The sequence below is a fragment of the Mesorhizobium sp. M6A.T.Cr.TU.014.01.1.1 genome (assembly GCF_004022765.1).
Classification (GTDB): domain Bacteria; phylum Pseudomonadota; class Alphaproteobacteria; order Rhizobiales; family Rhizobiaceae; genus Mesorhizobium; species Mesorhizobium mediterraneum.
Genome location: NZ_RZPG01000007.1, coordinates 218,688 through 240,300 on the forward strand (window position 1 = coordinate 218,688; position 21,613 = coordinate 240,300).

At 61.6% G+C, this 21,613-nt stretch carries 19 protein-coding genes; 12 read left to right on the top strand and 7 right to left on the bottom strand.

Annotated features, from left to right (window positions below; genetic code table 11):
* Positions 1-58 precede the first annotated feature (58 nt).
* A complete protein-coding gene (gene aztC, locus EN885_RS10685; RefSeq protein ID WP_128244229.1) occupies positions 59-1,033 on the bottom strand; it encodes a zinc ABC transporter substrate-binding protein AztC in 975 nt (324 codons plus the stop codon).
* Positions 1,034-1,295: 262 nt separating this feature from the next.
* Here aztC and EN885_RS10690 point away from each other — a divergent pair, with 262 nt between their 5' ends.
* Positions 1,296-1,676, top strand: coding sequence for a Fur family transcriptional regulator (locus tag EN885_RS10690; RefSeq protein WP_095484236.1), 381 nt, complete (start codon positions 1,296-1,298; stop codon positions 1,674-1,676).
* Positions 1,677-1,836: 160 nt separating this feature from the next.
* Here EN885_RS10690 and EN885_RS10695 read toward each other — a convergent pair whose 3' ends face one another.
* Positions 1,837-2,280 (bottom strand): DUF6640 family protein, encoded by a 444-nt coding sequence (locus EN885_RS10695; protein WP_127205935.1) that lies wholly within the window; start codon positions 2,278-2,280, stop codon positions 1,837-1,839.
* 136 nt (positions 2,281-2,416) lie between these two features.
* The gene (locus EN885_RS10700; RefSeq protein ID WP_095484075.1) at positions 2,417-2,743 is read right to left on the bottom strand and encodes a hypothetical protein; all 327 of its coding nucleotides are present in this window, start codon (positions 2,741-2,743) and stop codon (positions 2,417-2,419) included.
* A 195-nt stretch (positions 2,744-2,938) separates the two neighbouring features.
* On the opposite strand from EN885_RS10700, the gene EN885_RS10705 reads away from it, so the two are divergent.
* On the top strand, positions 2,939-3,988 hold the full coding sequence (locus EN885_RS10705) for a LacI family DNA-binding transcriptional regulator (protein WP_128335177.1): 1,050 nt from the start codon (positions 2,939-2,941) through the stop codon (positions 3,986-3,988).
* 253 nt (positions 3,989-4,241) lie between these two features.
* Here EN885_RS10705 and EN885_RS10710 read toward each other — a convergent pair whose 3' ends face one another.
* Positions 4,242-4,667 carry a nuclear transport factor 2 family protein gene (locus EN885_RS10710; protein WP_128244230.1) on the bottom strand — a complete coding sequence of 142 codons (426 nt, stop codon included), beginning with the start codon at positions 4,665-4,667 and terminating at the stop codon, positions 4,242-4,244.
* A gap of 168 nt (positions 4,668-4,835) precedes the next feature.
* On the opposite strand from EN885_RS10710, the gene EN885_RS10715 reads away from it, so the two are divergent.
* The 7 genes from EN885_RS10715 (at position 4,836) to EN885_RS10745 (ending at position 13,237) form a co-directional block, all read left to right on the top strand.
* Positions 4,836-5,744 (top strand): LysR family transcriptional regulator, encoded by a 909-nt coding sequence (locus EN885_RS10715; RefSeq protein WP_128244231.1) that lies wholly within the window; start codon positions 4,836-4,838, stop codon positions 5,742-5,744.
* A 369-nt stretch (positions 5,745-6,113) separates the two neighbouring features.
* Entirely contained in the window at positions 6,114-7,559 is a 1,446-nt protein-coding gene (locus EN885_RS10720; RefSeq protein ID WP_095484071.1) for a homospermidine synthase, read from the top strand.
* Between the two features lie 197 nt (positions 7,560-7,756).
* On the top strand, positions 7,757-8,128 hold the full coding sequence (locus tag EN885_RS10725; protein ID WP_095484234.1) for a hypothetical protein: 372 nt from the start codon (positions 7,757-7,759) through the stop codon (positions 8,126-8,128).
* 179 nt (positions 8,129-8,307) lie between these two features.
* Positions 8,308-10,356: a bifunctional UDP-sugar hydrolase/5'-nucleotidase gene (locus EN885_RS10730; RefSeq protein WP_127294524.1), complete on the top strand. Its 2,049-nt coding sequence runs from the start codon at positions 8,308-8,310 to the stop codon at positions 10,354-10,356.
* Positions 10,357-10,502: 146 nt separating this feature from the next.
* Positions 10,503-11,555 (top strand): ferrochelatase, encoded by a 1,053-nt coding sequence (hemH, locus tag EN885_RS10735; protein WP_128244232.1) that lies wholly within the window; start codon positions 10,503-10,505, stop codon positions 11,553-11,555.
* 250 nt (positions 11,556-11,805) lie between these two features.
* Positions 11,806-12,756 carry an SPFH domain-containing protein gene (locus tag EN885_RS10740; protein ID WP_095484069.1) on the top strand — a complete coding sequence of 317 codons (951 nt, stop codon included), beginning with the start codon at positions 11,806-11,808 and terminating at the stop codon, positions 12,754-12,756.
* Between the two features lie 10 nt (positions 12,757-12,766).
* Complete coding sequence (locus tag EN885_RS10745) at positions 12,767-13,237, top strand: NfeD family protein (protein WP_128244233.1); 471 nt, start codon at positions 12,767-12,769, stop codon at positions 13,235-13,237.
* A 47-nt stretch (positions 13,238-13,284) separates the two neighbouring features.
* Here the strand turns inward: EN885_RS10745 and EN885_RS10750 are convergent, their stop codons facing one another.
* Positions 13,285-14,286: a KpsF/GutQ family sugar-phosphate isomerase gene (locus EN885_RS10750; protein ID WP_127205931.1), complete on the bottom strand. Its 1,002-nt coding sequence runs from the start codon at positions 14,284-14,286 to the stop codon at positions 13,285-13,287.
* A gap of 151 nt (positions 14,287-14,437) precedes the next feature.
* On the opposite strand from EN885_RS10750, the gene EN885_RS10755 reads away from it, so the two are divergent.
* Positions 14,438-16,150 (top strand): outer membrane beta-barrel protein, encoded by a 1,713-nt coding sequence (locus EN885_RS10755; RefSeq protein WP_128244234.1) that lies wholly within the window; start codon positions 14,438-14,440, stop codon positions 16,148-16,150.
* Between the two features lie 151 nt (positions 16,151-16,301).
* Here EN885_RS10755 and galU read toward each other — a convergent pair whose 3' ends face one another.
* Positions 16,302-17,216, bottom strand: coding sequence for a UTP--glucose-1-phosphate uridylyltransferase GalU (galU, locus tag EN885_RS10760; RefSeq protein ID WP_185928333.1), 915 nt, complete (start codon positions 17,214-17,216; stop codon positions 16,302-16,304).
* Between the two features lie 204 nt (positions 17,217-17,420).
* Between galU and EN885_RS10765 the strand changes: the two genes are divergently transcribed.
* Both EN885_RS10765 and EN885_RS10770 read left to right on the top strand, forming a co-directional pair.
* Entirely contained in the window at positions 17,421-18,647 is a 1,227-nt protein-coding gene (locus EN885_RS10765) for a lytic murein transglycosylase (RefSeq protein WP_126105124.1), read from the top strand.
* A gap of 117 nt (positions 18,648-18,764) precedes the next feature.
* Positions 18,765-19,988 (top strand): DUF459 domain-containing protein, encoded by a 1,224-nt coding sequence (locus EN885_RS10770; RefSeq protein ID WP_095484064.1) that lies wholly within the window; start codon positions 18,765-18,767, stop codon positions 19,986-19,988.
* Between the two features lie 216 nt (positions 19,989-20,204).
* On the opposite strand, the gene EN885_RS10775 is transcribed toward EN885_RS10770, so the two are convergent.
* On the bottom strand, positions 20,205-21,613 hold a 1,409-nt coding region (locus EN885_RS10775), incomplete at its 5' end, for a glutamate synthase subunit beta (protein WP_164897818.1).

Consider the following 21,613-nt stretch of genomic DNA (forward strand, 5'->3'; position numbering starts at 1 on the left):
TACATAACAGATTGTGGTCAACGAAAAGGCGGATTGCTCCGCCTTTCCATCGTGGCGATCAGCTTGCGAGGATCGCGCCTTTGATCGTCGTGATGTTGTGCCGCATCATCTCGATATAGGTCGCGGCCGGGCCGTTCTCGCCCGACAGGGCGTCGGAGTAGAGTTCACCGCCGACTTTCAGGCCTGTCTCGCTAGCGATCTGCTCGATCAGGCGGGGATTGGTGACGTTTTCCACGAAGATTGCCGAAGCCTTGTCTTGCCTGATCTGTTTGATGAGGGCCGCGACGTCGGCGGCTGAGGCTTCAGATTCGGTGGAGAGGCCCTCCGGCGCGAGGAATTTTATGCCGTATTCGTGCTCAAAATACCCAAAGGCGTCGTGGGAGGTGATGATCGTGCGCTTGCCCTCGGGGATTTCGGCTACAGCAGCCTTGATCTCCTCTTCCAGCGCCTCGATCTGCTCGCCATATGATTCAGCATTGGCCCGATAGGTGTCACAGCCGGCTGCATCGGCGGCACAGAAGGCGTTGGCGATGTTCTTCACATAGACCTCAGCGTTATGCACGGATTGCCATGCATGGGGATCGGACTCGCCGTGATGGTGGTGCGGTTCCTCATGGCCCTCTTCCGCCTCCGCAGCGTGCCCTTCCTCGCCCTTGGCGGCGTTATCGTGATCATGGTGATGCTCTTCCTCGGTGTTGCGCAACACCTCGCCGCCTTTGGTCGGCGCCTTCGTGGCGCTCGCCTCGACGAGACGCTGGAGGAAGCCCTCGAACTGGAGGCCGTTGACCAGCACCACGTCGGCCGAACCAACGGCGGCCGCGTCCGCCGGCTTCGGCTCGTAGACATGGGCGTCACCATTCGGACCGACCAGCGCGATGATGTCGACACGGTCGCCGCCGACATTCCTGGCGAAATCGGCGATGATCGAGAAACTCGCGACAACTTTGAGGTTCTCGGCCGCAGCCACCGACAGGGTGATTGGCAACGATGTTATGACGCCCACCAAGGCGGCAAGCTTCAGCGTCCTGGACATTCGATCAACTCCTTCTGTTCAAGCGGTTCTGTGGGAGACATGCCGGACGCACATGGCAGGCCGGACGATCCCGTCGAGGTGATGCATGGCGGGGGACCGTTGTAGCTCAGCGTCAGGTCTTGAAAGGTCACACAGCCACCATTCGATCCCGCTCTTGACGATCCGTTATGTTATGTTATCACGTTCGTCAACCGAAAACGTTATACTATAACAATTGGTCGCCATTGTGCTCGAAACTGCGTGGAACACGAAGGAACAACGGATGCCTGGACGTAATCAGCAGTTGGTTCTCGACGCGCTGACGCGCTCCGACAGACCGATGGGGGCCTACGAATTGCTTGGGCTCCTTCGCCAGGAAGGACTCCGCTCACCGCTACAGATCTATCGCGCCCTGGATCGGCTCATCGAGGAGGGCCTGATCCACCGGATCGAGAGCCTGAGCGCGTTCGCGCTTTGCGTCCATGGCGAATGCACCCATGGGCGCGCCGCCTTTGCTATCTGCGCGAATTGCGGGCGAGCAAGTGAAGTTCACGATCCGGCATTGGAGCGGGTGCTGCGCCGGATTGCCCGACGGCAGGGCTTCCGAACCAAGTCGGCCACGGTGGAGCTCTCGGGTCTATGCGAGTCTTGCGCGCATGGATGAGATGCCCGTCTTCGTGCTCACCGGTTTTCTCGGCGCCGGCAATGCTCGCCGCATCTTTCGCCGCGCAACTGCTGGCGCTCGACCTTGCCCAACTCGACTAGAAGGGCATGACCGACGAGCGTCACCGGCTGGTCGCTCGGCTCAAGGCGCTGGCGCTGTCCTAAATTGCGGCCAGGCCTAGCAGCAGGATCGCCGACATCGCGGTAAAGACCGTGACATTGACATCCCACCGCCAGCCTGCTGGTCCGAACGGCGGTCGGAATGGCAGGTAGCCGTTCTCGTCATAGAGCACGCCGCCATAGATCGGTCGTGAGAGCATGGCCACGAAGAACGCTCCATACATGGCGGCGCCCAATCCGCCGGCGAGATAGAGCCGCTCGGCTTCGAGTGGCCCTGCAATCCAGATAAGTCCCAGCGCAATCAGCGCGACCCCGGTGTAGCTCAGCACTTGCCAGACGACGTGAAACCGGGCGTGCGGAGTCCACAGCGGATTAGTGGCGTGTGTTGCGTTCAAGTCGGCTTTGATTGTCACCACACCGTAGCCCACCGTCGCAACGCTCAGAAGAATTCGGGCAAGCAGATGACTGTCGTAGGCAAGTTCCATCGCACTTTCCTCCTTCATTGGCGAAATCGATGACGGCACTTCAGCAGTTTGGCGTCCGGACTGCCCTCAACGGGAACCGACGGTACGTCGGGCCGCAGGCCGACGTCCACCTTGCCGGGCAGCGGCGCGGGTAGCGTCATGCCGGAACGGATTGAATGGCGCCTTGGGCACAGAAAAGCTGCCCATCGGCCAGACGTGCATAATTGTGGACGATCCCATTCTCGTGATCCTGCAGCTGCACAATGAAGTTGCCGCTTCGCTCCGTCCAGCTCATGAGCACGAGGTTCGGGCGTACGCTGGTCATGTCGATCTTGACCACCTCGTCAATTTCGGCCGCTCCGATCGACGCCTGCACATGCAATTCCTCAGGCGAGAAAAACGTCAGCCGAGGCACGAACGCGCCGAAAACGCAGTCGAAAGTCTTACCGATAAGCGAGGCTGGAAAAATATTGGTTTCTGCCATGACTCCCTCCACTGGCTTGGCCTTTGTGACCAAGGCTATTTGCAATCTACCGGTGCTTCAGTTGCAAAAAAATGCCATATATACCAATTTGGAGCGCTCCAAGAAAAACGATCTGCCTTTTCCACTTTCGAGTCAACAAAATTCTTGGAGCGCTCCAAATTATGGTCTAACTGAAAGGAAACGAGTGAACCGCCAATGCCAACCCTAGCCGATGTCGGCAAGGCTGCCGGAGTTTCCCGGGGGACTGTTTCCAACGTCTTCAACCGGCCAGAGCTGGTCAGGCCTGAATTGCGCGAGCGCGTCGAAGCGGCCGCGCGGGCGCTCGGGTTTGGCGGCCCCGACCCGAAAGGACGTTTGCTGCGGGACGGCAAGTTCAATGCCATCGGCTTCATGCCGCCTGGCGCCTACGCCATCGCCGAGGTGATGAGAAGCCCCTATGGCCGCGAGCTGGTGCTGGGCGCTTCGCTTGCCTGCGACGAGGCCGGAACGACGCTAAGCCTTGTGAACGGCACCGACAACACGCGCTTCGCCAGCATCCGCGAGGCCCTCGTTGACGGCTTCATCCTTGGTTACAGCGCGGATATCGGTCTCATAACATCGGCACAACGACGGCGCCTGCCCTTCGTCATTCTCGAAAGCGATGCAGGTCCCGACATCAATTCGATAAAGATCGACGGCAGAAGTGGCGCGGTTGCTGCCGTCCGGCATCTGACTGAGCTGGGGCACCGGCATTTTGGCATCTTATCCATACGGAGGACTCCGGGCCCTCCGATCGTCCACATGCCCGGACAGGCAAAGCGCCCGCTTCTGGCCGGCTTCCCGCTCGACGACGAAAGGCTCGACGGTTTCAAGCAGGGTTTGGCGGAGGCGAATTTGTCGATCGACGATGTCCCGATCATCGAGACGACGCCGGGCGATCCGTCTGTTGGAGCAGTGGTGTTCGACAATGTCCCGGAAGCCACCGCAATCCTGACCATGTCGGACTGGCAAGCGATCACAATACTCGACGAGGCGGTTCGGCGCGGCATAGAGGTGCCGGGCCATGTATCGGTCATTGGCTTCGATGGCACTGCTGAATCCGCACGCACCACGCCGCCGCTGACGACTATTGCGCACGACGTGATCGGAAAAGGCAGGCTCGCCGCCCGCATGGTTCTTGACAATGAACCACCCCGCCAAGTCGTTCTGCCTGTGGAACTGGTAGTTCGGGCGTCCACAGCCGCGCCGAGGGCAAAAATCCGCTGAACGGGCGCGCGCGTTGCTGGCGTGGTGCGCACGCCGCGGTTACGCAGCCACTGGCGAGACTGAAGCCTATCCTTAGCGACATTCGCTTTTGGTCATCCAAGCGTGACGATCAGTATTTCGCCGTGCTGTGCAAGCGGCTTTGAACGTATGGGCGGATCGAACGGAAGTTACCGCATTTGTGCACGCCGCGAATGGAGCCCGATCCCGAAGGGACGCGTCCGTGCCAAGCGTGAGGCCTTAAGGTGCGGCAAGCCTAGTCCGTTTTTGGTGGCGCTTCGACCGCCCAATCGGGGTCTGCGCCGAAGGGATGGTCGATAAAAAAGGCCCAGGTGCCATCCGGCAGCTTCCGGTGCACCTCCATACCGTGATGATGCACTTCGATCGGCTTGCCATTTTGATCCACGCCTTTGATCAGCCATTGCGATCGCGTCATCGCGAAGTCGCCGGCAATCGTGGTGTGGTGTGTGACGACATCCATATGCGGGTTCATGCCGACGTAGGCGGCCATGGTTTCGCGAATGGCGTCGGCGCCGCGCGCGATCGTTGTGCCACCGTGGACCTGATCCACCTGAACGATTGATGCGGCAGGATGATACATCGCTATTGCTGCACTCACGTCGTGCGCATTGAAGGCGCGTGCCAGCCACAGATTGCAGAGTTCTGGCGAGGGAGCGCCCATGTCGATCTCCTTCCGTGGTTATGTGCTACAAGCTATATTTGTCTTCATGTTTTGCAAAAACACCCGGCAAGAATGAAAGCAGAGCTTGCAGTTTCCGCAAGAACGAGCGGACAGAGGCAATCGGCTTGATGAGGCATCCCGTTGGATTCCGGACTTGGAGGTCTGGCTGTGCTGACTCAAAGACTCTTTGAACTGTCGGACCTGCGCCTGATACGCGCCATCGGAGAGGCCGGCAGCCTGAGTGCGGCGGCCCGCCATTTGGGCGTTGACCACTCAACTGCTTTTCGACGGTTGGGCGCGATGGAAGGGCGTTTGGGAGCACATCTGTTCGAGCGTGCTCGTGATGGATACACGCTCACCCTGGCCGGCGAAATCGCCCTCATTACAGCCACCCGCGTCTTGGACGATCTGACCGATCTTGAGCGCCGCCTGGCTGGCCAGGATTTGCGGCCATCTGGAACAGTAAGGGTGACCAGCGCGGACACTTTGGTCGAGCTGCTCGGTCCGATCTTTACCGTATTGGCCCAGGAACGACCGGAGATCATGATCGAACTCATTGTCGACAACTCGTTCTTCACGCTGTCGAAAAGAGACGCCGACATCGCAATCAGGCCGGTTAGCGCACCGCCCGACAACTTGGTCGGAAGGAAACTCGCCAAACTGGCGACTGCGCCATACGCTTCGCCAGCCTATCTGGCGCGGCGCCCCCTTGACGCACCCCTGCCGGACTTCGATTGGATAGGTTTTGAGGAGAGCCTTGCCCATCTCCAGTCGGCGAGATGGCTTAAGCAGAACGTCGCCGAGGATCGGATCGTCCACCGCGCAAATTCGCTCCTGGCCCTGCAGGCCGCCGCACATGCTGGCATGGGGGTCGCCGCGCTACCTTGCTACCTGGCAGATCAGGATCCCGACCTTAGGCGGGTGCGTGGACCTCTGGCGGACATGGAGGCGGCCTTGTGGCTGCTCACCCACCCGGACCTCAGGCGAGTGACCCGGATTCGTACGGTTCTCGACTTCCTGGCCAACCAGCTTGCTCGGCGCAAGACTTTGATCGAAGGACAAGCGCCAAGGGATTGAGCTTCCCGTGGGCGGGGCGTTTGCAGGAGCGGGCGAAATGCCACCCTAATGCAGTCCGGCGTGCGAAGATGAAGCTCCGGACTCCGCGAACATCCGTTCGACCTCATCACGGTTGCCCGGATAGGCTCCCCGCCATTGCGGCCTAACGGACGTCGGTTGCTGCGGAAGCGAGAAAAGCCGATCTTGAGCTTCGCCCATCCACGGTTTCGGCCTTAACCACGTCGCCAACGCAGCGTAGCCGCGGTTGGCGCTTTTCACTGGTTTATGACAATGATCTGTGGTTGTAGCGCGTGGCGGTCGGGCAAAAAAATGCTCCGCTTTGCGTCTGTTTGCCCGGCTTTTCAGCCTATCTGAGGGAGTAATCAATAAATGGCGAATGAAAACTGGCCCGTTTACGGCGAGATCACCGGCCCTGTCGTGATGATCGGCTTCGGCTCGATCGGACGGGGAACGCTGCCGCTGATCGAGCGCCATTTCAAGTTCGACAAGTCGCGCATGACGGTCATCGACCCACGCGATACCGACCGCAAGCTGCTCGACGAGCGCGGCATCACATTCATGCAGGATGCGGTGACAAGGAAAAACTACAAGAAGCTGCTGACGCCGCTGCTGACCAAAGATGGCGGCCAGGGCTTTTGCGTCAACCTGTCGGTCGACACCGGCTCAGTGGATTTGATGCGGCTCTGTCGCAAGCTGGGTGTGCTTTACATCGATACCGTCGTCGAGCCATGGCTCGGCTTCTATTTCGACGCCAAGGCCGACAATGCCAGCCGCAGCAATTACGCGCTGCGTGAATCCATGATCGAAGAAAAGCACGCGCACCCCGGCGGTGCGACCGCAATCTCCACCTGCGGCGCCAATCCCGGCATGGTCTCGTGGTTCGTCAAGCAGGCGCTGGTCAACCTCGCCACCGATCTTGGCCTCGAGTTCTCGGAGCCCGCGCAGCATGATCGCGAAGGCTGGGCGAGGCTGATGAAGAAGGCCGGCGTCAAGGGCATCCACATCGCCGAGCGCGACACCCAGCGCACCAAGAAGCCGAAGCCGATGGATGTGTTCTGGAACACCTGGTCGGTCGAAGGTTTCATCTCGGAAGGGTTGCAACCGGCAGAGCTCGGCTGGGGCACGCATGAGACGTGGATGCCGAAGAACGCCAAGAAGCACAAGCACGGCTCGAAGGCCGCGATCTTTCTGGAGCAGCCGGGCGCCAACACACGCGTGCGCAGTTGGTGCCCGACGCCTGGACCGCAATACGGCTTCCTGGTGACGCACAACGAGTCGATTTCGATCGCCGACTTCTTCACCCTGCGCGGTAAGAAGGGCAAGGTTCAATATCGCCCGACCTGCCACTACGCCTACCACCCCTGCAACGACGCCGTGCTGTCGCTGCACGAGATGTTCGGCGCCGCCGGCAAGGCGCAAGCCGTGCATCACGTGCTCGACGAAAATGAACTGGTCGACGGTGTCGACGAGCTCGGCGTGCTACTCTACGGCCACGATAAGAACGCCTATTGGTACGGCTCGCAACTGTCGCTGGCGGAAGCGCGCAAGCTGGCGCCTTATCAGAACGCCACGGGCATGCAGGTCACGTCTGCGGTGCTGGCGGGCATGGTCTGGGCGCTGGAAAATCCCGAGGCTGGCATCGTCGAGGCCGACGAGATGGACTACAGGCGCTGCCTGGAAGTGCAGTCCCCCTATCTCGGGCCGATCAAGGGCTACTACACCGACTGGACGCCGCTCGATAACCGCCCTGGTCTGTTTCCGGAAGACCTCGACAAAAACGACCCATGGCAATTCCGCAACATCCTCGTTCGATAGTGCAACATCCTCATTCGATAGCGATGCCTCACTACCTTGCAATCGCCTGGAAATCGGGCGATTGAAGGAAGGCGACCTAGCGCGACGTGCGTCCATTTGGGCGCAAAAAGTATGCTCTAGTGCTTTGAATGTGCGCATCGTGCGTTCCGAAAACCGGATCGATTTTCGGGCCGATGCGAGAGGAGAGGATCTTGATGATGACGATTGCGCGCAAACTGCTTTCGGCCGGCATTGTCGCGGCCGCTGCCGCCTTGGCGGCATGCACCACCGCCGGCCCGGGCGGGCCGCCATTGGCCGCACGGAGCCCGGTCGAAGGCTCATGGATCGATGCGCAAGGCACGGGCCTGTCGACCTTCGCCGGCGGTGGCTTCAACACCGTCGCGACCGACACCGGCCAGAAACTTGCCGACGGTAGCTACACGATGACCGGCGGCACTTCGGTCGAGATCAAAGGCACTTCGCTGATCCGCCAGACGCCCATCAGCTTCAACTGCTTGTTGATCTCCACCTCGCAGCTCAATTGCACCAGCGCGAGCGGGCAGAATTTTGTGCTGACGCGGCGCACCTGAGCCCACACTGAACTGCTTTTGCAAAGGACGGCGGCCTCAGGCCGCCGTCTTTTTTGCGCCGGCAAAGCTGACCCCGATTCTGCTTGCATCGGCCGAAACGCGATGTGAACATGGCAAAAAAGCTGGCTGTTATGTTGCAGTCAAGCAAGGGCGTTAAACAGGTCATCGGGGAGACGAAAATGAAGAAGATCGCCGCCATTGCCGCCCTTTCGGCCTCCGCGCTTGGTCTGTCGGCCGGCGTGTCCTTTGCCGACTACACACTGAACATCCTGCACATCAACGACTGGCACAGCCGCATCGAAAGCAACAATAAATATGAATCGACCTGCTCGGCCGAAGAGGAGACCAAGGGCGAGTGCATCGGCGGCGCGGCGCGGCTGATCACGGCGATCGCCCAGGAGCGCAAGAAGCTGGAAGGCCAGAACGTGCTGCTGCTCAGCGCCGGCGATAATTTCCAGGGCTCGCTCTTCTACATAACCTACAAGGGCAAGACCGAAGGCGAATTCCTCAACCAGATGAAATTCGACGCCATGGGGGTCGGCAATCACGAGTTCGACGACGGCGAGGCGGCGCTTGCGCCGTTCCTCGATATGATCCAGATTCCGGTGCTCGGCGCCAATGTGAAGGCCAACGCGCAATCCAAACTCGGTGACCGCGTAAAGCCGTCGATCGTCATCGAGGTCGGCGGTCAGAAGATCGGCATCGTCGGCGCGGTCACCAACGACACGCCGGAGCTCGCTTCGCCAGGCCCTAACGTCAAGATCGAAGACGACGTCAAGTCGATCACATCAGAGGTCGAAAAACTGAAGGGAGAAGGCGTCAACAAGATCATCGCGGTCACCCATATCGGTTACAAGCGCGAGCGCGACGTCATCGCCAAGATCCCGGGTGTCGACGTGGTGGTCGGCGGCCACAGTCACTCGCTGCTGTCCAACACCGACCCCAAGGCTGAAGGCCCCTACCCGACGATGGTCGACAATCCGGACGGCTACCAAGTGCCGGTCGTCCAGGCGGCGTCCTATTCGAAATATCTCGGCGAATTCAAGGTCGTGTTCGACGACAACGGCATCGTCAAGCAAGCCAGTGGTGACCCGATCTACCTCGACAAGTTGATCACGCCTGATCCCGCCGTGCTTGCCCGCATTAAAGAACTCGGCGCGCCGATCGAGGCGTTGAAGAACCAGGAGGTCGCCGAAACCACCAAGGCGATCGACGGCAGCCGTGAGAATTGCCGCACCCGCGAGTGCGAGATGGGCAACCTCGTCTCCGATGCCGTCCTCGACCGCGTCAAGGACCAGGGCGTCGAGATCGTCATCTCGAATGGCGGCGGTCTGCGCGCCTCGATCGATCAGGGCACCGTCACCATGGGCGAAGTGCTGAACGTGCTGCCATTCCAGAACACATTGGCGACCTTCCAGATTTCCGGCAAGGATCTGGTTGCCGGGCTCGAGAACGGTCTCAGCCAGATCGAGGACGGTGCCGGACGCTTCCCGCAGGTTGCCGGCCTGAAGTATTCATTCGACAAATCGGCCGCCCCGAATGCCGGGCGCGTCAAGTCGGTCGAGGTCATGGAAGGCGGCGCGTGGACCCCGATCAATCCAGACAAGGATTACCTAGTCGCCACCAACAACTATGTGCGCCAGGGCGGCGACGGCTACAAGGTGTTCGCCGACAAGGCCAAGAACGCCTATGATTACGGTCCGGGCCTCGAACAGGTGGTCGCCGATTATCTCAGCGCGCATCGGCCCTATACGCCGAAGCTCGATGGCCGCATCACCGAGGCCGCGGTGGCCGCCGCTGCGGAACCGGCCAAGCCGGCCGAGGCTGCGCCCGCACCGGCCGAGCCCGCAAAACCGTCAGAAACGGCTCCAGCCGCAACTGCGGAGCCGGCGATGCCCGAACCCCCGGCGGGTTCAAGCGACATCGCCACGACGCCACCGGGGGTCCCGGCGGAACCCGCCCCGCCAACGCCGGCACCTGCCGAGTCCGCAAAACCAGCCGAGGCAGCGCCTGCGGCACCGGCTCCTGCAGCGGAACCGGCCAAGCCAGCCGAGGCCGCACCGGCCGAAAGCAGCCATGTGATCGTTGCCGGCGATACCTATTGGGATCTGGCGGAGAAGGCCTATGGCGATGGCGCCAAGTGGAAAACGATCTCCGACGCCAACAAGAACTACGAACCGCGCCGCCTTCCCGTCGGCGCAACCTTGACTATGCCGGCCGCAAACTAAGTTCTTCCGTCATTGTCGGAAAACCCGTCCGGGTAACCGGGCGGGTTTTCTGCTTTCCGTCTGAGGTTAAGATAAGGTGCGGCCAGACGCTGCATTGAAAACCGGCGTGGCATCGCTAGTTTCGCGCGGTGTCCGGAGATCCCTTTATGACGCTTTCCAACCCTGTCGATCCCAAGGCTGCGAAGGCCCTCGGCCCGCTGCCGCCGGTCGGAGCGGGCAGGATCGGTGTCATACTGGTCAATCTCGGCACGCCCGACGGCACCGAATTCAAGCCGATGTGGCGTTATCTCAGGGAATTCCTGTCCGATCCGCGCGTCATCGAACTCAACAAGGCGATCTGGTACCCGATCCTCTATGGGCTGGTTCTCACCACGCGGCCGAAGAAGTCAGGCGCCAACTATGCCAGGATCTGGAACCGGCAGCGCAACGAGTCGCCGCTGCGCACCTACACCCGCGCCCAGAGCGAAAAGCTGACCGAAGCGCTGCGCGACCTGCCCGATGTCGTCGTCGACTGGGCGATGCGTTACGGCAATCCTTCGACAGAGAGCGTCGCCAAAGGGCTGGTCGCGCAAGGCTGCGACCGCATTCTCTCTTTTCCGCTCTATCCGCAATATTCCGCGACCACGACCGCGACCGCCAACGACCAGTTGTTTCGCGCGCTGATGAAGATGCGCCGCGCACCGGCGATCCGCAGCGTGCCGCCCTACTATGCCGAACCGGTCTATATCGAGGCGCTTGCCCGTTCGATCGAGCGCCATCTGGCGACCCTCGATTTCGAGCCTGAGGTGGTCATCGCCTCCTATCACGGCATTCCGAAACCCTATTCCGATAAGGGCGATCCCTATCAGGCCCATTGCCTGGAGACGACCCGGCTGCTGCGCGAAAAGCTCGGCTGGGATGAGAAGAGGCTGATTGCCACCTTCCAGTCACGCTTCGGTGCGCAGGAATGGCTGCAGCCCTACACCGACAAGACGGTCGAGAAATTAGCCGGAGAAGGCGTGAGATCGATCGCCATCGTCAATCCGGGCTTTTCTGTCGATTGCATCGAGACGCTGGACGAGATCGCCAGGGAGGCGGCCGAGACTTTCCATCACGCCGGCGGCGAGACGTTCGCGCACATCCCTTGCCTCAACGACAGTGCCGAGGGCATGGCGGTGATCGAGGCGATGGTGCGGCGCGAACTGTCAGGCTGGATCTGAAGCGGGTTTAATCGCGCAGCTAGCGCGGCTGTCTATACACCGGCAATCCGCGATCACCTGATTGTAACATTTCTGAAACACACTTAAGTGTTTGGTGAAGTCGGTTGTATGGAAACGACTATCGCATCGGCACGAAAATCGGAATCGATTTTTGGGAAGCATGATGTGCAGGTATAAAAATTAGAGCGTACTTTGTGCGTCCGGTGAACGCGCGTCGCTCTAACGTGCTCGGCATCTGAGGGAGAGCCAAATGGATTTCAGTGGTTTCGATATCGCGCTTCTTGTTCTTGTCGCTCTTGTCGTGCTCGTGCTTTTCAAAGGCATTCGGACAATCCCGCAAGGCTACAATTATACCGTCGAACGCTTCGGCCGCTATACCAAGACATTGAGTCCCGGCCTCAACCTCATCGTGCCGTTCGTCGACCGCATCGGCGCCAAGTTGAACATGATGGAGCAGGTGCTCGACGTCCCGACCCAGGAGATCATCACCCGCGACAACGCCACCGTCGCCGTCGACGGCGTCGCGTTCTACCAGGTGCTCAACGCCGCACAGGCCGCCTACCAGGTCGCCGGGCTGCAGAACGCCATCCTCAATTTGACGATGACCAACATCCGTACCGTGATGGGCTCGATGGACCTCGACGAGCTTTTGTCAAACCGCGATGCCATCAATGAACGCTTGCTGCGCGTCGTCGACGAGGCGGCACATCCCTGGGGCATCAAGATCACCCGCGTCGAGATCAAGGACATCAATCCGCCGGCCAACCTTGTTGAATCGATGGGTCGCCAGATGATGGCCGAACGCAACAAGCGCGCGCAGATCCTCGACGCCGAAGGCCTCAAGCAGTCGCAGATCCTGGAAGCCGAGGGCCGCAAGGAAGCCGCCTTCCGCGACGCCGAGGCGCGCGAACGCTCCGCCGAGGCCGAGGCCCGCGCCACACAGGTGGTGTCGGAAGCGATCTCCAAGGGCGACGTGCAGGCGCTCAACTATTTCGTCGCGCTGAAATACACCGAAGCGCTGACCAAGATCGGCTCTGCCACAAACAGCAAGGTCGTGCTGATGCCGATCGAAGCGTCATCACTGATCGGCACGCTCGGCGGCATCGGCGCAATCGCCAAGGAAATCTTCGGGAGCGAAGGCACTGCCGGCGGCGCGCGGCAAGCTTCACGCCCGCCCGTGGTTCGCCCCAGCCAGACCTGAGGCCGATCCCATGTTCAACCGCATCATTTCCGAACTCGGCCCCTGGAATTGGATGGTTCTCGGTTTCGTCCTCCTCGTAATGGAGGTCATCGCGCCGGGCATCTTCATGCTATGGATCGGCATCGCCGCGTTGCTGATCGGTGCAGTCTCCCTGCTCATCTGGGACTCGGGTTTCTGGACCTGGCAGGTCCAGGTCCTCGCTTTCCTCGCGATGTCGCTGGTTTCAACCTATGTCGGCAAGAGACTGGTGGGTGGGCGCCATGACCCGACCGACCAGCCACTGCTCAACCGCCGCGGCGCACAAATGATCGGCAGGATGGCGACGCTTGCCGAGCCGATCAAGGACGGCCGCGGCCGCATAAAGCTCGGCGACACACTATGGCGCGTCTCCGGCCCCGATCTGCCGGCCGGCACGCAGGTGCGCGTGACGGGAGCGGCCGATACCGATCTGGAACTGACGGTCGAGGCGGTTCAAGGCTGATCCCACCCATCTCCGCGGAGTGACTTTCAAGCAGACTCTGATGTCTGTCAGGCTGCGCCGATGCGCAGCAGGTCGTGCAGATGGACAAGTCCGACCGGCCGTTTGCCCTCGACCACCATCAGGCTGGTGATGGCCGAATTGTTGATCGTCTGCAGCGCCGTCGCCACCAGCGTGTCCGGCCCGGCCGTCTTCGGCTCCTTGGTCATGACCTGATCGACGCTCATCGCCAAAAGATTGCTGCCGATGTGGCGCCTGATGTCGCCGTCGGTGATGATGCCGATCAGCGCACCGTCCTTGGCGGTTATCGCCACGCAGCCAAACCCCTTGCGCGACAATTCGAGGATCGCTTCGCGCATCCCGGTGCCGGAAGGCACCAGCGGCAGCCTGTCGCCGACATGCATGATGTCGCGGATCTGCGTCAGATTGGCGCCAAGCTGCCCGCCGGGGTGGAAGGTGCGGAAATGATCCGGCGTGAAGCCGCGCGCTTCGAGCAGCGCAATGGCCAGCGCATCGCCGATCACCAGTTGCAGCAGCGTCGAAGTCGTCGGCGCCAGGCCATGCGGACAGGCCTCCGACGCGCGCGGCAGCAGAAGCACCACATCGGCCTCGCGCGCCAGCGCCGATCGCTCTCCAGCGGTGACCGCGATCAGCGGGATCGAGAAGCGCCTGGAATAGGCGATGATGCCCTTGAGCTCTAGGCTCTCGCCCGACCACGACATGGCGATGATGGCATCGTCCCTGGCGATCATGCCGAGGTCGCCGTGATTGGCTTCGGCAGGGTGGACGAAGAACGCCGGTGTGCCGGTCGAGGCGAGTGTCGCGGCCAGCTTCGAGCCGATATGACCGCTCTTGCCGACGCCGGTGACGATGACGCGACCCTCGATCTGCGACACCATGTCGACGGCGCGCGCGAACGGTTCGGCCAATCCGTTTTCGAGCGCGGCCGCCAGCGCCGCGACACCGGCCTGCTCGGTTGCCACCGTTCTGAGCGCCGAGGCTATCGAAGCTTGCCCGTCGAGCCGCTTCTTGTCTGGGGATCCCGCATGCATGGCTGATGCGATTAGCGCTTTGCCATGCGCCTGTCCAACGGAATTGCCATTCAGTGCGGGCTGATGAACCGCCGCCTCAACCCTCCGTTAACCATCCCCGTTTACGGTTCGGTAAGTATGGCGCGCGCGCGCCGCGCAAGCAGTGGTGGCGATGTCCGGGGCCCAGCCTGAAATGAAAAGAAGACGAAACGGCAAGGCGGTCTGCGCCTTGCTGCTGGCGACCAGCGTCTTCGCCTTGCTGCGACCAGCGCAGCCCTATGCCCAGGTAACCGAGCTGCGCGGCGAGGTTTCGGAATCGGCGATTCTGGCCGGCGCCCAGGATCAGACGGCACAGGCCGGCGCAACCACCCAAAGCGATGCGCCGGCGCCCACCTATCAGCCGGCCAGCCCGGGCGCCGTACAGGACGATGACACGGCGCCCGCGACCGGCAGCATTTTCGATCCGCCGGAAGCCACCGACGATCCGTTTGCGGAAACGCCCGCTCCCGTCCCGCCACGCCGACCATCGAGCGCAACGCAACGGGCGGCCGATCAAGACGAGGCAGAGGCCGCCGAGGCAGAAGCCACCGCCGCGACTGCAGCCACGACGGACGACACGGACACCGCCGGGACAGACCAGGACGCCACCAACCGCCGGGCCGTGACAATTGATTCCGCCGACAGGCAGGAGCTCGATCCGGGCGCCGAGCGCGCCGAAGCCATCGAAGGTCGGGACAGGAAGGTCGAGGACGACCCGTTCGCCGCCACCGGCATCAAACTCGGCTCGTTCGTGATCAGGCCGACGCTCGAACAAGGCCTGACGGCCTCGTCGAATGCCGATTCAAGCGCCGACGGCAAGCCGGCACTGCTGTCGGAAACGACGCTGCGCTTCAATGCCGTCTCCGACTGGCGAAAGAATTCGGCTGTCATCGACGGCTACGGCACTTTTCTCAAGACCATATCGGGCGACGAGATTCAGGAGTTGCGGGGCCGAGTCGACGGCACGTTCAATGTCGACCTCGACAACGATCTGCGCGCCATCGCCAAGCTCGGTTACGAGGCGGCGCCGGAATCGGCTTCGTCGCCGGTCGTTGTCGAAGGCACCATCGAGCAGCCAGTGCGCCAGACCATTGACGGCAGTCTCGCGGTCGAGAAGGATGCCGGCAAGATGCGCTTTGCACTGACCGGCGCGGTCGAACGCGACATCTATGGTGACGCCAAGCTTTCGACGGGCGGAACGGTGTCGCAGAAAGCCCGCGACTCGACGCTCTATACCGCCACCTTGCGTACCGGCTATGAGATTTCTCCCGCCATCACGCCTTTCACCGAGGTCGAAATCGGCCGCCGCGTCTATGATTTGCGCGTCGACCCCAATGGTTTCGAACGATCCTCGACACGGCTTGGCGTACGGGCCGGTGCCGAACTCGACCTCGGCGAGAAGCTTGCCGGCGAATTCTCGGCCGGCTGGCTGCGGGAAGCGATCGACGATGACCGCCTGGAGGCGATTTCGGGCGCCACGGTGAACGCCGACCTCAGATGGTCGCCGGAACGCGGCACCACGATCGGCCTCACCGGCCAAACCACCGTCGAGGGCACGACAACTCCCGACGAAAGCGGCGACATCCTTTACTCCGGCCGCCTCACCGGCGAGCGGGAAATCCGTGCCAACCTGATCGGGAACGCAGCTCTCGGCGTGGACTGGCGCGACTATATCGGGTCCGACGGCCATGACCTGACGCTGAGCGCCGAGGCCGGACTGACATGGTGGCTGAACCGGTATGCCGGACTGACCACCCGCGCCAGAACCGAAAAACAGACCAGCAACCTGGAGGGCCGCGACTACACGGCCCACAGCATCTTCGTCGGGGTGACGCTGCAGCCGTAAAGCAAGCCGTTGAAGGTTTGGGTACGTCGAGATTCGGGTCAGGCAGTGGCGGGAACGGCGGTTTCGAGAACCTGAACGCGGCCTACATTGGGTTATGCAAGTACCGGAAGCGCAGAAATCGCCGTTCGCAGGCCGGCTGAATGTCAGCTCGCTAGAATGCCGCACCCCGCTGCTCTGACGGTTTCAACTCGTCGAGAAGCTTGCGGATGGCGCCCGCCATGTTCCCGTTCACGTCGCTGCGCCACAGTGCGAAGGCGACGTTGGCCTCGACAAAGCCTTCCGGCGATCCGCAATCGAAGGTGCGCCCCTGGTAATGGCAGCCATAGAAGGGCTGCTGCTTCTCCAGCTTCAGCATCGCATCGGTGAGCTGGATCTCGTTGCCGGCGCCCTTTTCCTGGCCCTCGAGAATCCCGAATATCTCCGGCTGCAGGATGTAGCGCCCGTTGATGTATAGATTGGAGGGTGCCGTGCCGGTCTTCGGCTTCTCCACCATGCCGGTGATGCGGAAACCGTGATGCGTATCCTCGCCGCGACCGACGATGCCGTATTTATGGGCCTCGGCGGGGTCGCATTCCTGAACCGCGACGATGTTGTTGCCGGTCTCGGCATAAAGCTCGACCATCTCCTTCATGCAGCTTTTTTCCGACTGCATGATCATATCAGGCAAAAGCAGCGCGAAGGGCTCGTCCCCGACGAGCTCGCGGGCGCACCAAACGGCATGGCCAAGGCCAAGCGGGACCTGCTGGCGCGTGAAGCTGGTCTGCCCCGGCGAGGGTTGCAGCCGCTGCAGGCGGGCGAGCTCGTCGTTCTTGCCGCGCTGGGCGAGCGTGTCATAGAGTTCGAACTGGACGTCGAAATGGTCCTCGATGACCGCCTTGTTACGGCCGGTCACGAAGATGAAATGTTCGATGCCGGCTTCGCGTGCCTCGTCGACCACATACTGGATAACTGGCCTGTCGACGACAGTCAGCATTTCCTTGGGTATGGCCTTGGTGGCCGGGAGAAACCGGGTTCCGAGACCGGCGACCGGGAAAACTGCCTTGCGAACTCTCTTCATGCTGTCAATTATCCGTTTGTAAGCCTGTTCGGCAATCCCGCTTCGAGACATTTTCGTGCCGGAATCGAGGATTATGGAACGGCTGGTCAGAAAAAAATTTGTAGTTCGTAAAGCACCGACGCGGCTTTTCGTTCCCAACGGCACCTATGGTAAACCAATTGCTAACCGGCTTCGGCGATGAATGATCTTCCTGTGATGATGAAGGAGGAAAAGATGTCCGTTCGCAACGCCGCAAAGCGCTTCACCAGCGTCGTTGCGGCCGCCAGCCTTTCGCTCGCCTTACTGATGCCCGCCGGATCTGCTTTTGCCGACGCCGGCTTCCGGCAATGGGTGGCGAGCTTCCGCGCCACCGCAGTGCAGAGCGGCGTTTCCGGCGCCGTTTATGACCAGGCGTTCCAGGGGATCAGCGATGCCGATCCGGTCGTGCTGGAAAAAGCGCGTTATCAACCCGAATTTACCGCGCCCGCCTGGGATTATTTCGACAACCGCGTCCATGACCAGTCGGTCGCTGTCGGCCAGCAGATGGCCAGGAAGTGGAAGCCTTGGCTGGACAGGATCGAGGCAAAATACGGCGTCGACCGCTACATCCTGCTGGCCATCTGGTCGATGGAATCGAACTACGGCGAAATCCTCAAGCGCGATGAGGTCATGCGAAATGTCGTGCGTTCGCTGGCAACGCTTGGCTATGCCGACCGCAGGCGATCGAAATTTGCCCGCACCCAGTTGATCGCGGCGCTGAAGATCCTGCAAAGGGGCGACATCGACAAAAGCCACCTCAGCGGCTCATGGGCTGGCGCCATGGGCCATACCCAATTCATTCCCACCAGCTATCAGGCCTATGCGGTCGATATGGATGGCGACGGCAGGCGCGACATCTGGAATTCGATTCCCGATGCATTGGCCACGGCCGCCAATCTGCTCAGGAAGAACGGCTGGCAGGCCGGCAAGACCTGGGGCTATGAAGTCAGCCTTCCCGATGGGAAGAAGTTCCCGGCCGGATCGAAGTCGCTGTCGCAATGGCAAGCGCTGGGTGTCACGCGTGTCAACGGCAAGCCCTTCAAGAGTGGTGCGGAGAAGGCCACGCTGAAAGTACCGGGCGGCCGCGGCGGCCCGGCCTTCCTGATGATCAAGAATTTTTCGGTCATCAAGCGCTACAACAATGCCGACAAATACGCGGTTGCCGTTGGCCTTCTTGCCGACGAAATCGCCGGCTATGGTGGGCTTGTGCAGGACTGGAAGCGGCCTTTCACGAAGCTCTCCTTCGAGGAGAGGCAAGAGCTTCAGCAGCGGCTTTCCCAGTACGGCTACTATGACGGCAAGTTCGACGGCAAGATCGGCGAGGGATCGAAGGCCGCCATCATGGCCTTCCAGGCGAAGGCTGGCTTGACCCAGGACGGACATCCGAGCATGGAAGTGCTCAAATGGCTCAGGCAGAACTAGCCTCGCATAGGGAGACAACAACCTGGAGCATCGGACCCACAACCGTTGGCAATCCGATGCTCGAGCGGCGGCATGGTTGGACTTGGGTCCGGCGTTCTTAAGGGATGGAGAGGGTGATTGATTTCGGCTGCGCGTATCCAGGTGATCCTTCGTCGCGTGCCGATCCTGATTCTGGCTGTTGCCGTTCTGGCCGTCAGTACTGCCGCCGCCTTTCATACGCCGGCCGTAGCGCAGGAAGAACAAAGGCGTGGCTGGTCGCTGCGCGACCTGTTGTTTCTGCGCCGAAGCGAGCGGGTGGAACCGCCGCCGCGACAAATTCAGAGAGCCAGGCCGCCGAAGGCCAGGGCAAAAAAGCCCCGCGCCGCGCCGCGCCGGCCGGCTGAGCCGACAACCCCCATTGTCGAGAAGGCGCCGGATGCCCGCACCGTTCTGGTGGTCGGTGATTTCATGGCGAGTGGCCTTGCCGAAGGTCTGGATACCGCCTTTGCCGAAAACAACAAAATCAGGATCGTCGTTCGCAGCAACGGTTCGTCCGGTTTCGTGCGTGACGATTTCTACAACTGGCCCGAACAGATCAAGTCGCTGATCGAGACCGAAAAGCCCGCGGCCGTAATCGTCATGCTGGGCTCCAACGATCGGCAGCAAATGCGCGTGAACGATGAGCGCGAACAGCCGCGGTCCGAAGGCTGGGACAAGGAATACGAACGCCGGACCGAAGCATTCGGCAAGGCCATTGCATCGGCCAAGGTACCGTATCTGTGGGTCGGCATGCCGGCATTCAAGGCGCCGAAGATGACCTCCGACATGCTGGCTTTCAACGACATCTACCGCTCGACGGCCGAAAGTCATGGCGGCGAATTCGTCGACATCTGGGACGGTTTCGTCGACGAGGACGGCGCCTTCGTCACCAGTGGGCCTGATATCAACGGCCAACCGGTGCGCCTACGCACCGACGACGGCATCTATGTGTCGAAAGCCGGCAAACGCAAGCTCGCCTTCTATGCCGAAAAACCCTTGATGAAGATGCTTGGAATGACCGCGCCCGCGGGCACACCGGCGACTTATGCGCCGGCGGGCGCTCCCGTCGAGGCGCCGGCACCGGCACCCATGGCCGTCGATCGCACCGTGCCGATGCTGCTCAACGATCCGGCGCTCGATGGCGGTTCGGAGCTTCTCGGCGCAGCGCCGCCGGCAAAGGCGGACGGGCTCGGCGAAAAACTCGTCGTCGAGGGCAAGGCATCAGATGCTTCGCCCGGCCGCGCCGACGACTTCCATTGGCCGCCCAGGGCGCAGCCTGCGGCGGCGGCCGCAAACGAAACGACAACGGCGATCAATCCTTGATACGAGGCTCGGAGACCGTTTCGAAACTCGCTGCTGTGAGTCATATAAGGGTGTTTTCGAGAACCGGAGCGGAGCGTACATTCGAGTATGTGAGCACCGGCCTACGCCGGCCGTAGCCTTAACTGCCACGACCGCTCATGAGTGCTTCGGACGGCAAAGGCCGGAAGCGCAGAAAACGCTCTCAGATGGCCGCAGGAGTAGAGTTTCCAAACGGTCTCAGCGCGGTAGCACGCTCGATCCCATCAGTGCCTCGTCGATCGAGCGCGCCGCCTGCCGGCCCTCGCGGATCGCCCAGACGACCAGCGACTGGCCACGGCGCACATCACCCGCCGCATAGAGCTTTTCGACGCTGGTCTTATAGTCGCGGTCATTGGCCTCGACGTTGTTCGAGCGGCGGCTGTCGATGGCGATCTTCATCTGGCCGCCCAGCTCCGACACCGGTCCGACGGCGGCCGGCCCGGCAAAGCCGATGGCGATGAAGGCGAGATCCGCGCGGATGACGAATTCCGTGCCGGCGACCGGCTTGCGCTTTTCATCGACCTCGCAGCATTTGACGCCAGTCAACGCGCCGTCCTCGCCGATGAATTCGAGCGTCGCCACCTGAAACTCGCGCTCGGCGCCTTCGGCCTGCGAGGACGAGGTGCGCATCTTCGTTGCCCAGTAGGGCCAGACCGAAAGCTTGTCTTCCTTTTCCGGCGGCTGCGGCCGGATGTCGAGTTGGGTGACGCGGACGGCGCCCTGGCGGAACGCGGTGCCGACGCAGTCGGATGCGGTATCGCCGCCGCCGACGACGACGACATGCTGGCCGCCGGCGACGATCGGTTGGGAGGGCCACGCCACCGATTGGATCGGCTCGCCGCCGACGCGCTTGTTCTGCTGCACCAGATAGGGCATCGCGTCATGGACGCCGTCGAGATCGTCGCCGGGAATGTTGGCCGGACGCGGTGTTTCCGATCCGCCGCAATAGAGCACCGCATCGTACTCGGCGAGCAGCTCCGCCACCGGCTTATCGACGCCGACATTGATTCCACAATGGAAGCTCACGCCCTCGCCCTGCATCTGCTCGATGCGCCGATCGATATAGTGCTTCTCGATCTTGAAGTCGGGGATGCCATAGCGCATCAGCCCGCCCGGCCGGCTCTCGCGCTCATAGACGTGGACGTCGTGGCCGGCACGGCCAAGCTGCTGGGCGGCGGCCATGCCGGCCGGCCCCGAGCCGATGATTGCGACGCGCTTGCCGGTCTTCTTTTCCGGCGGATAGGGCCGGATATGACCGGTTTCATAGGCCTTATCGGCGATCGCCTGTTCGATCGTCTTGATGGCGACCGGAATGTCCTCGAGGTTCAGCGTGCAGGCTTCCTCGCAAGGTGCCGGACAGATGCGGCCGGTGAACTCTGGGAAATTGTTGGTCGAATGCAAGTTGCGGATCGCATTGTCCCAGTCGCCATTGTAGACGAGGTCGTTCCAGTCCGGGATCTGGTTGTGGATCGGGCAGCCCGTTGGCCCATGGCAGTACGGAATGCCGCAATCCATGCAGCGCGCGGCCTGTTTCTCGACCTCCTTGTCCGACATCGGCAGCGTGAACTCGCGAAAATGCCGGATGCGGTCGGAAGCCGGCTGGTACT